The sequence below is a fragment of the Erwinia sp. genome (assembly GCF_031978025.1).
Taxonomy (GTDB): domain Bacteria; phylum Pseudomonadota; class Gammaproteobacteria; order Enterobacterales; family Enterobacteriaceae; genus Erwinia.
This window is the reverse complement of record NZ_DALZCD010000098.1, coordinates 1-13,853: the sequence shown is the minus strand read 5'-3', so window position 1 is coordinate 13,853 and position 13,853 is coordinate 1. Positions and strand designations below refer to the sequence as shown.

At 53.5% G+C, this 13,853-nt stretch carries 11 protein-coding genes and 2 pseudogenes; 6 read left to right on the top strand and 7 right to left on the bottom strand.

Translation table 11 applies throughout. The features are described 5' to 3' along the window. Window positions 1-777, bottom strand: a 777-nt coding sequence (gene hemA / locus RTK32_RS09900) for a glutamyl-tRNA reductase (protein ID WP_312043492.1), incomplete at its 3' end; no start/stop codon positions are given. A 218-nt stretch (window positions 778-995) separates the two neighbouring features. Here hemA and lolB point away from each other — a divergent pair. From lolB to prs, 3 genes are all read left to right on the top strand, one after another. After that, window positions 996-1,619, top strand: a complete 624-nt coding sequence (gene lolB, locus RTK32_RS09895) for a lipoprotein insertase outer membrane protein LolB (RefSeq protein ID WP_312043490.1) — start codon at window positions 996-998, stop codon at window positions 1,617-1,619. Then, the gene (ispE, locus tag RTK32_RS09890; protein WP_312043488.1) at window positions 1,616-2,494 is read left to right on the top strand and encodes a 4-(cytidine 5'-diphospho)-2-C-methyl-D-erythritol kinase; all 879 of its coding nucleotides are present in this window, start codon (window positions 1,616-1,618) and stop codon (window positions 2,492-2,494) included. Before lolB ends, ispE begins: the two co-directional genes overlap by 4 nt. 139 nt (window positions 2,495-2,633) lie before the next feature. Then, a complete protein-coding gene (gene prs / locus RTK32_RS09885; RefSeq protein ID WP_124232585.1) occupies window positions 2,634-3,581 on the top strand; it encodes a ribose-phosphate diphosphokinase in 948 nt (315 codons plus the stop codon). Between the two features lie 95 nt (window positions 3,582-3,676). On the opposite strand, the gene ychH is transcribed toward prs, so the two are convergent. After that, window positions 3,677-3,958 carry a stress-induced protein YchH gene (gene ychH, locus RTK32_RS09880; RefSeq protein WP_312043485.1) on the bottom strand — a complete coding sequence of 94 codons (282 nt, stop codon included), beginning with the start codon at window positions 3,956-3,958 and terminating at the stop codon, window positions 3,677-3,679. A 261-nt stretch (window positions 3,959-4,219) separates the two neighbouring features. Here ychH and pth point away from each other — a divergent pair, with 261 nt between their 5' ends. Then, window positions 4,220-4,804, top strand: a complete 585-nt coding sequence (gene pth / locus RTK32_RS09875) for an aminoacyl-tRNA hydrolase (protein ID WP_312043483.1) — start codon at window positions 4,220-4,222, stop codon at window positions 4,802-4,804. Between the two features lie 61 nt (window positions 4,805-4,865). Here the strand turns inward: pth and RTK32_RS09870 are convergent, their stop codons facing one another. The 4 genes from RTK32_RS09870 to RTK32_RS09855 form a co-directional block, all read right to left on the bottom strand. Then, the gene (locus RTK32_RS09870; protein WP_312043481.1) at window positions 4,866-6,224 is read right to left on the bottom strand and encodes a J domain-containing protein; all 1,359 of its coding nucleotides are present in this window, start codon (window positions 6,222-6,224) and stop codon (window positions 4,866-4,868) included. Then, complete coding sequence (locus RTK32_RS09865) at window positions 6,224-7,921, bottom strand: molecular chaperone HscC (protein ID WP_312043480.1); 1,698 nt, start codon at window positions 7,919-7,921, stop codon at window positions 6,224-6,226. The genes RTK32_RS09870 and RTK32_RS09865 overlap by 1 nt, the downstream gene beginning before the upstream one ends. Window positions 7,922-8,126: 205 nt before the next feature. Continuing rightward, on the bottom strand, window positions 8,127-8,768 hold the full coding sequence (locus tag RTK32_RS09860; RefSeq protein WP_312043478.1) for an EAL domain-containing protein: 642 nt from the start codon (window positions 8,766-8,768) through the stop codon (window positions 8,127-8,129). 134 nt (window positions 8,769-8,902) lie between these two features. Next, entirely contained in the window at window positions 8,903-10,384 is a 1,482-nt protein-coding gene (locus tag RTK32_RS09855; protein ID WP_312043476.1) for a SulP family inorganic anion transporter, read from the bottom strand. Between the two features lie 339 nt (window positions 10,385-10,723). Between RTK32_RS09855 and ychF the strand changes: the two genes are divergently transcribed. Beyond that, window positions 10,724-11,815: a redox-regulated ATPase YchF gene (ychF, locus tag RTK32_RS09850; protein ID WP_312043474.1), complete on the top strand. Its 1,092-nt coding sequence runs from the start codon at window positions 10,724-10,726 to the stop codon at window positions 11,813-11,815. 210 nt (window positions 11,816-12,025) lie between these two features. Beyond that, a pseudogene (locus RTK32_RS09845) lies at window positions 12,026-13,118 on the top strand (tyrosine-type recombinase/integrase); the annotation flags it as partial. Between the two features lie 4 nt (window positions 13,119-13,122). Here the strand turns inward: RTK32_RS09845 and RTK32_RS09840 are convergent. Next, a pseudogene (locus tag RTK32_RS09840) lies at window positions 13,123-13,729 on the bottom strand (transposase); the annotation flags it as partial. Window positions 13,730-13,853: the final 124 nt, after the last annotated feature.

Sequence of the window (13,853 nt, the reverse complement as noted above, 5' to 3'; positions counted from 1 at the left end):
TTTACCGATAATCGGCAGCGGGCTGGCGGTGGAACTGATGATATTGTCGGCTTCTGCCAGACGCGAATCGATCTCCGCTAAACCAATGACTTCCGCATCAACCTCGTCGGCCAGCTTCTGCGCACGTTCGCGGGTGCGGTTGGCGATGATCAGCTTCTGTACTTTATGCTCACGCAGATGCCGTGCCGCCAGCTCAATGGTTTCCCCCGCGCCGACCAGCAGCACGTTGACGGTCGACAGCGACTCAAAGATCTGCCGCGCCAGCGTACAGGCAGCAAAGGCAACGGAAACGGCGCTGGCGCCGATCTCGGTTTCCGTGCGCACACGCTTGGCGACAGAGAAGGATTTCTGGAACATTCTCTCCAGCTCGCTGGAGATAGTGTGACCACGATGCGAATCGGCGTAGGCTTTTTTCACCTGCCCCAGGATCTGCGGCTCGCCGAGCACCAGCGAGTCCAGCCCGCTGGCGACGCGCATCAGATGGCTGACAGCGTCATTATCATGGTGCCAGTAGAGGCTTTTGCGCACTTCATCGGCGCTGAGCTGATGATAGTCGCACAGCCATTTCACCAGCTGTTCCTGCAGATTTTCCTGTTGTTCAACGCTAAGGTATAACTCGGTCCTGTTACAGGTAGACAGCACAACGCCGCCCTGTACCAGCGGCTGAGCAAGCAGGCTGTCGAGAGCCTGATCCAGCGTATCCGGCGAGAACGTTACGCGTTCACGCAGAGCCACAGGAGCCGTTTTATGATTTATTCCGAGTGCCAGCAACGTCATGAGTCAGGTCTGGGAGATCCCACTGTTGATAGGGTTTTGTGAGGCGCATTCTACAAGATGAGCGAGATCAAGAAAAGCCACATTCGCCGTTCGCTGCGATTGATATGGCTATTCAGCACGAAACAGGACAAATTGAGTATTGACGCGCCTGCTGGCAGTCGATAGTTTGAACGGTTACTTTGCGCGTAAGCGCCTGAACGGAATCTGAGGAGTCCCCCATGTTTATGTCGAATCGCCGCCTGTTGCGGCTTCTTCCGCTTGCCAGCGTGCTGCTGGCTGCCTGTAGCGTTAATAAACCCCAGGGGCCCGGACAAAGCGTCACCTCGCCACAGTGGCAGCAGCATCAACAGGCTGTCGAAAAAATTACCCAGTACCAGACACGTGGCGCTTTTGCCTACCTGTCCGATAAGCAAAAAGTTTACGCACGTTTTAACTGGCAGCAAACCGCGCCGGATCGCTATCGTCTGTTGCTGACCAACCCGCTGGGCAGCACCGAACTCCAGCTGGATGCACAGGGCGACGTGGTGCAGCTGGTCGATAACAAAGGCAAGCGCTATACCAGCAACGATGCCGAGAAGATGATTTCACAGCTCACCGGCATGGATATTCCGCTTAACAGTCTGCGCCAGTGGATGATGGGACTGCCGGGCGAGTCGACCGACTACAAGCTGGATGACCAGTACCGCCTGCGCGAAGTCAACTACAGCCGTGACGGCCAGCAGTGGACGGTGACGTATCAGGCTTATGACAACAAGCAGCAGCCTGCTCTGCCGGTTAACATGGAGCTGCACGAAGGCGATCAGCGCATCAAGCTGAAAATGGACGGCTGGACGGTAAAATGACGGCAGTAGCTGAGTCAGCGATCGCTAAGTGGCCCGCGCCCGCTAAACTTAATTTATTCCTCTATATTACCGGCCGTCGTCCTGACGGCTACCATGAACTGCAAACGCTGTTTCAGTTTCTGGATTATGGCGATACATTAAGCATTCAGCCGGACAGTAGCGGTAAGATTACCCTGCTGACCCCGGTTGACGGCGTGCCGGACGAGGAAAACTTGATCGTCCGCGCCGCCAGGTTATTGCAGGACAGCGCCAGGCAACAGGGCGTCCTGCCGGAACAGGCAGGCGCGTCGATCGCTATCGAAAAACGGCTGCCGATGGGCGGCGGGCTTGGTGGCGGGTCTTCGGATGCTGCGACCGTGCTGGTAGCCCTTAATCATTACTGGCAAACCGGCTTCAGCTTTGAGCAGCTGGCCGCGCTGGGCCTGCAGCTTGGCGCTGACGTGCCGGTCTTTGTTCACGGCTTTGCCGCCTTTGCTCAGGGCGTTGGCGAAACGCTGACGCCGGTCGACCCGGCAGAAAAATGGTATCTGGTGATCCACCCTGGCGTGCACGTCTCCACGCCGGTCGTGTTTAACGATCCGGCGCTGATCCGCGACACGCCAGTAAGGGAAATCAGCCAGTTATTAACGGATATTTACCGTAATGATTGTGAGCCAGTAGTAAGAAAACGTTTTCGCGAGGTTGAACAGCTCGTTTCCTGGCTGCTAGAATACGCGCCGTCGCGCCTGACCGGAACCGGCGCTTGCGTGTTCGCTGAATTTGACACCGAGCCCGCTGCTCGTCAGGTGGCTGAGCTTGCTTTGAAAAAGTGGCAGGGCTTTGTTGCGCGAGGCGTTAACGTTTCGCCGCTGCACCGCTACCTTTCCGAGCAATAAGAGCTGTTGCGACCGCTTCACCCTGTTCCTGAAGCGGCGCGGCGCTCGATTACACCCGTATGGACCCGTCAGCGGTATACCGCCCAGTGCCGCTGACGCAGATGTTCATTCTCTGGACGCAAAGCCTGAGGTTCTTCTCGTGCCTGATATGAAGCTTTTTGCTGGTAACGCCACCCCGGAACTAGCACAACGTATTGCCAACCGCCTTTACACTAGCCTGGGCGACGCCGCCGTCGGTCGTTTCAGTGATGGTGAAGTGAGCGTACAAATCAATGAAAATGTACGCGGTGGTGATATTTTCATCATCCAGTCCACCTGTGCCCCTACCAACGATAACCTGATGGAACTGGTTGTAATGGTGGATGCCCTGCGCCGCGCTTCCGCTGGTCGTATTACTGCTGTTATTCCCTACTTTGGCTATGCCCGCCAGGACCGCCGCGTGCGTTCCGCTCGTGTCCCTATTACGGCCAAAGTCGTTGCGGATTTCCTTTCCAGCGTTGGTGTTGACCGCGTTCTGACTGTGGATCTGCATGCTGAACAGATTCAGGGCTTCTTTGATGTCCCGGTTGATAACGTTTTCGGCAGCCCAATCCTGCTGGAAGATATGCTGCAAATCGGTCTGGAAAACCCTATCGTCGTCTCCCCGGACATCGGCGGCGTGGTGCGCGCCCGCGCTATCGCCAAACTGCTGAACGATACCGATATGGCTATCATCGACAAACGTCGTCCACGCGCTAACGTTTCACAGGTGATGCACATCATCGGTGACGTGGCGGGCCGTGATTGCGTGCTGGTTGATGACATGATTGATACCGGCGGCACGCTGTGTAAAGCCGCTGAGGCCCTGAAGGAGCGTGGTGCGAAGCGTGTATTCGCTTATGCCACTCACCCTATTTTCTCCGGCAACGCCGTGGAAAACCTGCGTCATTCCGTGATTGACGAAGTGGTGGTTTGCGACACCATTCCGCTGCCGGAAGAGATCAAGGCCCTGCCGAACGTGCGGACGTTAACGCTCTCCGGCATGTTGGCTGAAGCGATTCGCCGCATCAGTAACGAAGAGTCTATCTCTGCGATGTTTGAGCACTAATTGATCTGCAGGGTGACCGCTGCGCAGGCAGCAGTTACTCAATAAAAAGCGGGACAGATTTTCTGTCCCGCTTTTTTTGTTTTTGCCGCCCGCCGTCAGTGGTGGCCATGGCCGGATGCGCGACGACAGCGCTTGTCACCGTAATGACGCACCCAATAATAGTGATCGGTTATTTTTTCGCGGCCGCTGATGCGCGCGCCCACCAGCCACATCAGTGCGCCAATAAAGATGGCAAAAATAGCGCCGTTGACCAGCAGCGAGGGCAGCTGCAGTTGCGGCAGTTGATTCAGGACGGCATAGCCAATGCCGGTTACCATGACCGCCATACCGATGACCATCAGGGCATTACCGGTTAAATTAGCGTGTCTGCGTTTCATTTGTCGCCTCCAGAAGCCAGTGCATTCCTGTGTGGTTAGTACCATAAGTTTATGCAATGGCTGAGCGATTCGTTGCGGGGCAGATCACAAGTACTGCTAAAAGTTTGACATATCTTTACGTACACTTCCCTGATTTTTCTATAGAAATAGTATTATCACCTTGTTCAACTATTGTGATTCAGCGCGCACTTTTGAGTTCTGCCGTCGCTCTTAGTACACTAGCGCCCTTCCCTGATGCAGCCTTTTTAGGAAAACAGATAAGTGAGCAGCATTAAACTGATTGTCGGCCTTGCCAATCCCGGCGCGGAATATGCCGCCACGCGCCATAACGCAGGCGCCTGGTATGTGGATTTACTGGCTCAACGACATAATCAGCCGTTAAAAGAAGAGAGCAAATTTTACGGCTACACCGCCCGGCTGAATATTGGCGGCGAAGATGTCAGGCTGCTGGTGCCGACAACCTTTATGAACCTGAGCGGTAAAGCCGTAGCGGCCATGGCAACTTTCTACCGTATCGCCCCGGAAGAGATCCTGGTGGCGCACGACGAGCTGGATTTGCCGCCGGGCGTGGCAAAATTTAAACAGGGCGGCGGCCACGGTGGCCATAACGGCCTTAAAGATATTATCAGCAAGCTGGGTAACAACCTGAACTTCCACCGTCTGCGCATTGGCATCGGTCATCCGGGCGATCGCAACAAGGTCGTGGGATTTGTGTTAGGCAAGCCACAGGCGGCAGAGCAGACGCTGATCGACAACGCTATTGACGAAGCGGCGCGCTGTACCGAGGTCTGGCTGAAGGAAGACAGGCTGAAAGCGATGAACCGGCTGCACAGTTTTAAGGGTTAAGGTGCTGGCGGCTGGCTGAGGAGGTAAGCTCGCTCAACCAGCTGCATACCCTCTCACCTTGTTAAGCAAAGAGCTTAAGCAGTTCTACGCCAGTCAGCACGAAGACGGCCAGGCAAAGTAGCACCCAGACAGCCGAAAACCATGAGAAATCCATCCATTCTATTAGCGCCCAGGGACTGGCAAAGATTCGGCTCATCACCTTGCCCGGGCAGCGTATAAAAGGGGTGTTTTGTGGCCATGCCGCCCAAAAAATTATAGACAGTATCAGTATCGCAAGCAGTGCAACCAGCACGACTGCGCCGGGTCCTGAAGGCGGTATGCCCACAATGGCGGCAAAGAACAGCCCGCCAAAAAATAACTGGATCGCCATCAGCGAGAAAATAAATTCGGTAAAGAGAAACCATTTTGCCCATTTCGGCCTGCTGTGAAGACCCAGCATTACGGCGTCATTGATATAAAGATAAAACATCACTGTCGCAACAGCGATAGTGCTGACGGTCGCATTGATCCCCGAAAGAGGGATAACCGCATTAAAGACTAACGCCCAGAATACCAGCAAAAAAATCCCCTGCCAGCTGAGCGTGGCACGAGGTTGCCTCAGAAAATGCAGCATCGGCTGATTCAGCCGGGGAACAATTTCCGGATAATAGTGCATCAGCGAGTTTGCATGGCGCGCCAGAAGGGTAAGCAAACCGGGTATCAGACGTATCCAGAAGGGCACCTTTTCGCCCTTGCTCTTAAGCAGACGAATCGCTGCCCTGTTAAGCAGCATACCGTGCTTCTCTTCTGCCTCCATCTCTTTCCATGCCCGGTTGATTTGCGTTTCGCGCAGTTGTTCCTGCAGCGCCTGCTGAATGGGAGAGGGAATAATATGGCTGTAATCGTACTCGTCCATTCCCCATCCCAGCAGGCCGCTGATGCGGTCGAGTAAACCCTCGGTCAAACCCGGCGTCTCTGCCAACGCGGCCGCAAGATGTTGATGGAAAAGTTGCTGCTGCTGCAGGCTCCCCGCTTTGAACACTTTCTGTGACAGGAGATTCATCATAATAATGCCTGTCATTTCTGTGTTTACCAGCTGGTACGCCAGTTTATGCAGCGCCTCTTCGCTGTAGAGTAAACCGGCTTCAGGAAGGGAGCCTGTTTCTTCAACGGTAAAGCTGTTGGCGACTTCACGCGCCTGTAAAAGAGGTTCAGGTTCGCTCTTCTGCCGCACCAGCGGTGAAACGTCAGCACTGATGTACTCATCATTAACGATGTCAGCCCGCGCCCACTGCTTTGCCTCATCAAACGCTTCCCGCAGGCGTTGGTAACCCTCAGGATCGCTATCCGGACGATGCTTTTTTAACTGGCGGGCATATGCGCGGCGAATCTCACCTTCATCACTCGTGGGTGATAACTCAAGCGTCTGCCAGATGCCCATTACAGCGCATCCTCTGCATACTGCTGCAGAAAGCGTTCGGCATTTTCTTTCGATGAGGCAATACGGCGAGGATCCTGACTTTCCAGCGCCTGTTCAAACTCGGTAGTCAGTCGATCTATCCATGCACGCTCATCGCCAAGTAAGCGTTCATATAAGCGTGCGCAGCGGGCGAGCAGTTCGCGATTTTCATAGCGTTCGCGGGGAGGCTGTTTGATGCCGGCAAGCATCTGTAAGCTGGCGGTGATTTGCTCTTCGCTCATCTGCCCCGGCACTTTTTCTATTACCATCCGGGCTGTCATCGGGCTACCGTCATAGCGGCATTCCACTTCAAGCAGGCCATCCAGCGTATAGGTAAAACGCACATCAACGGTTAATTCACCTGCCGGTCGGGGCGGCACATTAATACTCATTTCGCCCAGAAAGACGTTATCCTGTACTCTGCGCCCTTCTCCCTGATATATCTTCAGCAGGATAGACGGCTGATTATCGCTAACCGTGTTCACCGTCTGGCTTTTGCTTACCGGTAAAAAGGTATTGCGCTCAATAAGCGGCAGGAAAAAGCCGGGCTCAATCTGATTGCCGTGGCGTTTAATTACCTCGATACCCAAAGAAAAAGGCATCACGTCGGTAAGAATAATGTCTTCGACAGCCGCATCGGCCATGACCATTCCGGCCTGTATGCCCGCGCCGAGCGCAACGGCTTCGTCAGGATGGAGATCGTGGCGTGGGAAACGCCCAAAAAGTCGTGCAACAGTTTGCCGGACAAGCGGCATACGCGTTGCGCCGCCCACCAGCAATATGTGGTCAAGATCCTGAAGGGAAAAACGTGCATCGTGTAAAGCCTGCTGTATCGGATGCTGCAAACGCATCAGCAGCGGTTGGCAACAGGCCGCCAGTTGCCCCTCCGTCAACGTCCAGTTCCACCGTCGACCTTGCCATTCCAGCGAAGCTTCCGCCTCAGCAGCGTGACTCAGCGTTTGCTTCATGGTTTCCGCTTTTGCCAGCAGCTCGGCTGCCAGTCCTGGCGGCGAAGTTTTCAGTTCGGGATGCTGGCTTAGCATCCACTGTACAATCGCCTGTGAAAAATCATCGCCGCCAAGCCGGATATCGCCGCTGCTGGCGCGGACCTCCACCACCCCCTCAAACATATCAATAACGGAGACGTCAAATGTTCCGCCGCCAAGATCGAAGGTGAGGTATTTCTGCTCACGATTTTCCAGCAGGCCAAAAGCGAGCGAGGCGGCGGTGGGTTCATTAAGCAGGCGCATAACGTCCAGGCCAGCCAGTCTGGCTGCATTTTTAACTGCCCGACGCTGTACATCATTGAAATAGGCTGGCACGGTAATAACGGCGCGCGTCAATTTTTGTCCAAGCCAGTTTTCCGCATCCTCTTTAAGCTGGCGTAACAATAATGCCGACAACTCTTCAGCACGAAATTGTCTTGAGCCAAGCGTAAGCAGGACCTCAGTGCCCATATAACGCTTAAAACTCGCCTGCGTTAGCCCAGGATGCGTTTGCAGCCGATCGCGCGCTGTACGGCCAATAATAAGATTAGCCTGCTCATCCAGGCCGACAACGGAGGGGGTTAATACCTCGCCCCATTGATTGGGAATTAAAACAGCCTCACCCTCTTTCCAGAGGCAAACTGCGCTGTTAGTGGTGCCAAGATCAATTCCCATGACATAATTAATTAACATGAGTTGTCCTCACTTCCCTGTGGAAAGCATTCAATTACAGATAAGACAATTTTTGTTACTAAGGAATAACGCTTTTATTCATTTAAATAGCGGGTACCTGTTATCCAGACGCCCTGCCAGGATCAAAAGGCTCACAATAAAGTCTTTTACGGAACAAACGAAAAAGTATGTCAGATGGCTATTCATTTCCGACAGTGACTCGTTATTATCTCCCTTCGGTCCCGTCCAGCGCACCCAGCTCCATGCTTTGAGCATAATACCCCTGTACGCCCCAGACTTTATTGGACAACAGCTTATCCAGCTGCCCGGCATTTTCTACGCCGCCTACCAGCACACGGTTGGTATAGCGACGAATATGAGCAATCAACACATTAAAAAATGGGCGTCTGACATTGTCGAGATAAAACTGCCTGTCCAACTTAACGACTTCAAACATCTTCGACTGCAGCGCATTCAGGTTGGCATCGCCTGCGCCCAGATCCCCCAGCCATAAGATATTCAGCTGATCGGTCAGCGCCCGCAGCAGCGGGTTATTAGGGCCGTCGTGCAGGTTGGGAAAATCTTCGGAAAGCTTTAGCCGCAGGAAAGGCAGCTGGTTAAGAATTTGGTGAATAAAAGGCGATTCCGTTACCGCGCGGGCCAGCGGAAAATCGATGGTCAGGCAGCACAGCAGTCCATGTTGCTGAAAATAATCCGCATAGCGTTCTACCGTTAACAGCTGATCCAATAATCGGCTCTCGGCGTCCCCGGTTTGTGGTGCGTTCTGGTGTGGTAAAACGGTAAGCTCAAGCGCAATCAGCTCGCCGCTAAGAGAATGAATTGGAACGTAACAATAGTTATTTATCATACTTTATAGCCAGCTCAGGACGTCCTGCCAGTGATTATATTTGTCTTATCGCCAAAAACCAGTGATTTCATCTAACTTACCGGCAAGCATGGCGATTTTATATATATCGGCAGGACCAGCCTTAGCTTTATGCTTTAGTCACCGTCGGCCGCAACTTTATAATCAGGCGCATCCAGCTCGTGACTACAGAAAGGCCCTGCCTGTTTTAACAGGCTGATGCAATCTTCACTAAGATGCCGCAGCCTGACGCTTTTGCCCTCCGCCAGATAACGGGCGGTCAGTTTATCGATAGCCTCGACGCCGCTGGAATCCATCACCCGCGTACGCGCAAAGTCAATGACGACTTCCTGCGGATCTTTTGCTGGCGTAAACAGCTCCTGGAAACTGGCGACGGAGGCGAAAAACAGCGGGCCTTCCAGCCGATAGGTTTTCCGATCTTCACCTTCTTCCTGGTCCAGTATGCTGATACGGGCATGCTGCCAGGCAAAAACCAGTGCGGAGATAATCACGCCAAAAATGACCGCCATCGCCAGATCGGTATAGATAGTGACCACTGTGACGGCAATCATTATCACTGCATCGGGCTTAGGCATTCGCTTAAGGCGGCGCAAAGAACTCCACTCAAAGGTGTTGATACACACCACAAACATAATGCCCGCCAGCGCCGCTACCGGCAGCAGGGCGATATATTTTGACAGGCTAACAACAAACAGGATCAGCAGGACTGCACCCACCAGGTTTGAGATCCGCCCCCGCCCACCGGAAGTGAAGTTAATGATTGATTGCCCAATCATCGCACAGCCGGCAAAGCTGCCAAAAAAGCCGCACAGCGTGTTGCCGATGCCCTGCGCCACACACTCTTTATTCCCGTTGCCTTTTTTACTGCCCATTTCATCCAGTACGGCCAGCGTTAACAGCGATTCTATCAGCCCCACCAGCGCGATAATGACCGAATAAGGCAGCACAATTTTCAGGGTGGCCAGGCTTAGGGGCGCTTCCGGCAAATGGAAGAAGGGTAGCGTGCCGGAGATATCAGCTAAATCCCCTACCCGTTTGGTATCCAGCCCAAAGCCTATCGCAATCGCGCTGATGGCGATCAGGGCCGCCAGAGAACCGGGAATGACTTTAGTCAATTTAGGAAACAGCCAGACGATCAGCATGGCCAGCGCCACCAGGCCATACATAAGCGGCCCCTGATTTTTAATCATCGGAAGCTGCGCCAGCGCGATAACGATAGCCAGACCATTAACAAAACCATAGATAGCCGGCTGCGGCACCAGGCGGATAAATTTCCCCAGGCGGAAAAGGCCAATCGCCAGCTGGATCAGCCCGGCAAAAATCGTCGCCAGCAGCACATATTCGTAGCCGTGAGTCTGAATAAGACTAACCAGCACCACCACGATTGAGCCTGCCGCGCCGGAGATCATCCCCGGTTTGCCGCCGAACAGCGCGGTGATCAGGCCAAGGATAAAGGCGGTATGCAGACCGATTGTCGGTGACAAACCGGCCAGCAAAGAAAAGGCCGTGGCTTCCGGAATAAGGGCCACAGAGACAACAGCGCCCGCCAGCACGTCATTTTTGACGTCGGCAGCCCTGAGGTTGCTCAGTTTGAACATACAGATTTCCGTTTTTATTAAATGCAGGTGATTACCGCGCCGCCATTTTGGGACACAGTTTGACCTCGTCAGGAAGACGAGAAGCGCAACAGACGTTGCCTGGCAGGGAGATTTCAGGGTGGCGTAAGCAGGAAGCAGTGCATCTGCGGCGTTCTCCGTCTGTTGTTAAAGATTGTCAGTATGTGAAAACGTGAGCAGGATCTCAACCCCCTTCTCCCTCGCGCGGGTAGAAATCCCCGCCATCCAGGCGATAATTACGTGTATAATGCGCAAAAACTTGTGCTAACCAGCTTACCGGGGAAGATTTCTTCCTCTGCAATTAATTAAGGTGATTCAAACATGGGATTCAAATGCGGTATTGTGGGCCTGCCTAACGTCGGGAAATCCACACTGTTCAATGCGTTAACCAAAGCGGGCATCGAAGCGGCAAACTTCCCGTTCTGTACCATTGAGCCGAATACCGGCGTGGTGCCAATGCCCGATTCCCGTCTCGATAAACTGGCGGAGATCGTCAAGCCACAGCGCATTTTGCCAACCACCATGGAGTTTGTGGATATCGCGGGCCTGGTAAAAGGCGCGTCGAAAGGCGAAGGTCTGGGCAACCAGTTTCTGACCAACATCCGCGAAACCGAAGCGATCGGTCACGTGGTTCGCTGTTTTGAAAACGACAATATCATCCACGTTAACAACAAAGTTGACCCGGCTGACGATATTGAAGTGATCAACACTGAACTGGCGCTTTCTGACCTTGATACCTGTGAACGCGCGCTGCAACGCGTACAGAAGCGTGCCAAAGGCGGCGATAAAGACGCGAAAGCTGAACAGGCCGCGCTGGAAAAATGTTTACCGCATTTGTCCAATGCCGGCATGCTGCGCTCGCTGGATCTGAGCGAAGAAGATAAAGCGGCCATCCGCTACCTGAGCTTCCTGACCCTGAAGCCGACCATGTATATCGCTAACGTTAACGAAGACGGCTTTGAAAATAACCCGTATCTGGATCAGGTTCGTGAGATCGCGGCTAAAGAAGGTTCTATCGTTGTGCCGGTTTGCGCCGCCGTTGAATCCGATATCGCCGAGCTGGAAGATGCCGATCGCGAAGAGTTTATGGCCGAGCTGGGTATTGAAGAGCCTGGCCTGAACCGCGTGATCCGCGCCGGTTACTCTCTACTGAACCTGCAAACCTATTTCACCGCTGGCGTGAAAGAAGTGCGTGCCTGGACCATTCCTGTAGGCGCAACGGCTCCGCAGGCCGCCGGTAAGATCCATACCGACTTTGAGAAAGGCTTTATCCGCGCTCAGACCATCGCCTATGAAGATTTCATCGCCTATAAAGGTGAACAGGGCGCGAAAGAAGCCGGGAAAATGCGTTCTGAAGGTAAAGAGTACATTGTGAAAGATGGCGACGTGATGAACTTCTTGTTTAACGTCTAAATAAGTTTTGTTGTCTCATGAGGTTTTAGAACATCTCATGAAGCTCACAAAACTCTATAAAATCCACGCAATTGCGTGGATTTTTCATTTCATAACGTCTCAACTCATCTCGGAACAACGCTGTCAAAAATGAGTACATGGATGAGTACAACCTTCTTCCGTCTTCATATTAAGTGACTACGATAACGGTATAATAAACAAGGCCCCGTCATGCTCACCGATACGCAATGCCGCACTGCCAGGCCGAAAGAAAAACTCTGTCGACTTAATGATGTCAACGGTCTCTACCTCGAAGTAAAACCCAATGGCAAAAAGGCATGACGCTATCGGTTTAAACTCACCGGTAAATCCAGCATGTTTGCGTTGAGTGGGTATCCAGCGATAAAGCTCGCCGAAGCTCGTGAGAAATGCGAGCAAGCAAGTCGCAGATGGCGTTAGCCCGACACAGGCTCGTCAGTTAGATAATATCCGCAAAATTAATGACGCTTCTGACACCTTTGAGCCGATCGCCAAAGAGTGGTTGCAGATAAAAAACTGGGCCGAAATTACCAAAACACGCCGCCTGGATATGCTTGAACGGGTGGTTTTTTTGGCAATCGGTAAGCTCCCTGTCAGAGAGATCACCCCACACCACATTCTTAAAATTATTCAGGAAACCGCTAAACGCGGTGCTCCGACTGTTGCTGCTGAAGCCCGACGTACCATTTCATCAGTTTTCGAGTTGGCAGTGGCAACGCTTAGAGCTGACAGCGATCCTGTCTGGCCTGTACGCAAGGCGCTTCCGGCGAATAAGACACAGCACAAACAGGCATTGAACCCACAGCAAATCGGGAAGCTATTAAGCTGTTTTGATAACAGTCGCGGTTCATATCAGGTTAACTATTGCATAGGGCTAATGTGGTGGACGCTGACCCGTCCTGCCGAAGTCACCGAAGCTGAATGGGAAGAATTCGATCTCGATAATGCACTCTGGACCATTCCGGCAACGCGCATGAAAGCTCGTAGGGAACATGTTATTCCCCTCTCCTCCCAGGCCGTCAACATGCTCAGAACGCTACAGGGATTAACCGGGCATCGACACCCTCTCTTTCCGGGCCGTGATAACCCGCGTGGCCCGATGACATCACACTCATTGCGTCAGCGACTTAAAAGCCTCGGCTGGAGTGGAACTTACAGCCCACATGTAACCCGAACCACAGGCAGCACACGGTTAAACGAGATGGGCTATCCACCTGATGCTATCGAAGCTCAGCTTGCGCACGCTGATACCAACAACGTTCGCCGCACGTACAACTCTGCGACGTAGATGTCAGGTTCGGCGCCTCCGGACGAAGAAGCGGAAGCCGCTCAGTCGCCAGCCCTTTACGGCGTCGCCTGCGCTCACTCGGGCCGTTGAGATGACAGATGCGCGCCTGTGGTTGCCGTGAAGGCCCTCCCGGTGCAGTAGCTGCCAGATACGCCGGTAACCAAAGCGGCGGCGCTCAAGTACCTGCTCTGTAATGCGAAGAAACAGCTGCGCGTCAGCAGCAGGACGCTGAGCCGAATAACGGCAGGTTGACAGGGACAAACCTGCCAGCCTGCAGGCTCTACGTTGCGACAGACCTGCGGCCTCACACATGACTTCCACGGCTTCCCGCTTCTGGACTGTCGTCAGAACTTTTGACCAGGAGTCACCTGAAGCGCCTCCTTATCCAGCATGGCTTCAGTGAGCCGCTTCTTGAGGCGGGCGTTCTCCTCTTCAGGTGACTCGAGCCGCTTCACTTCGGGGACTTACATGCCGCCGAACTTCTTCCGCCGGGTGTAAAAAGTGGCGTCTGAAATAGCATGCTTGCGGCAGCGTTCCCGGGCCGAAACCCCGGCTTTGGCCTTGCGGAGGATACTGATGATCTGTTCGTCGAAAAATCGCTCTTTCATGGAGATGTCCTCATGTGACTAATGAAGACATTACTCACCTCGCGCTGTATTCATCAACGGGGAGCAGGTCACCGGCTACGCACCACTCGCCAGTCCGGGACTGGATGATTGTTAAATGATATTT

Coding starts and splice junctions, on each gene's coding strand:
- lolB (WP_312043490.1), top strand. CDS start 996: ATGTTTATGTCGAATCGCCGCCTGTTGCGGCTTCTTCCGCTTGCCAGC.
- RTK32_RS09865 (WP_312043480.1), bottom strand. CDS start 7,921: ATGTTAATTAATTATGTCATGGGAATTGATCTTGGCACCACTAACAGC.
- ychH (WP_312043485.1), bottom strand. CDS start 3,958: ATGAAACGCAGACACGCTAATTTAACCGGTAATGCCCTGATGGTCATC.
- ychF (WP_312043474.1), top strand. CDS start 10,724: ATGGGATTCAAATGCGGTATTGTGGGCCTGCCTAACGTCGGGAAATCC.
- RTK32_RS09870 (WP_312043481.1), bottom strand. CDS start 6,224: ATGGGCATCTGGCAGACGCTTGAGTTATCACCCACGAGTGATGAAGGT.
- RTK32_RS09860 (WP_312043478.1), bottom strand. CDS start 8,768: ATGATAAATAACTATTGTTACGTTCCAATTCATTCTCTTAGCGGCGAG.
- ispE (WP_312043488.1), top strand. CDS start 1,616: ATGACGGCAGTAGCTGAGTCAGCGATCGCTAAGTGGCCCGCGCCCGCT.
- RTK32_RS09855 (WP_312043476.1), bottom strand. CDS start 10,384: ATGTTCAAACTGAGCAACCTCAGGGCTGCCGACGTCAAAAATGACGTG.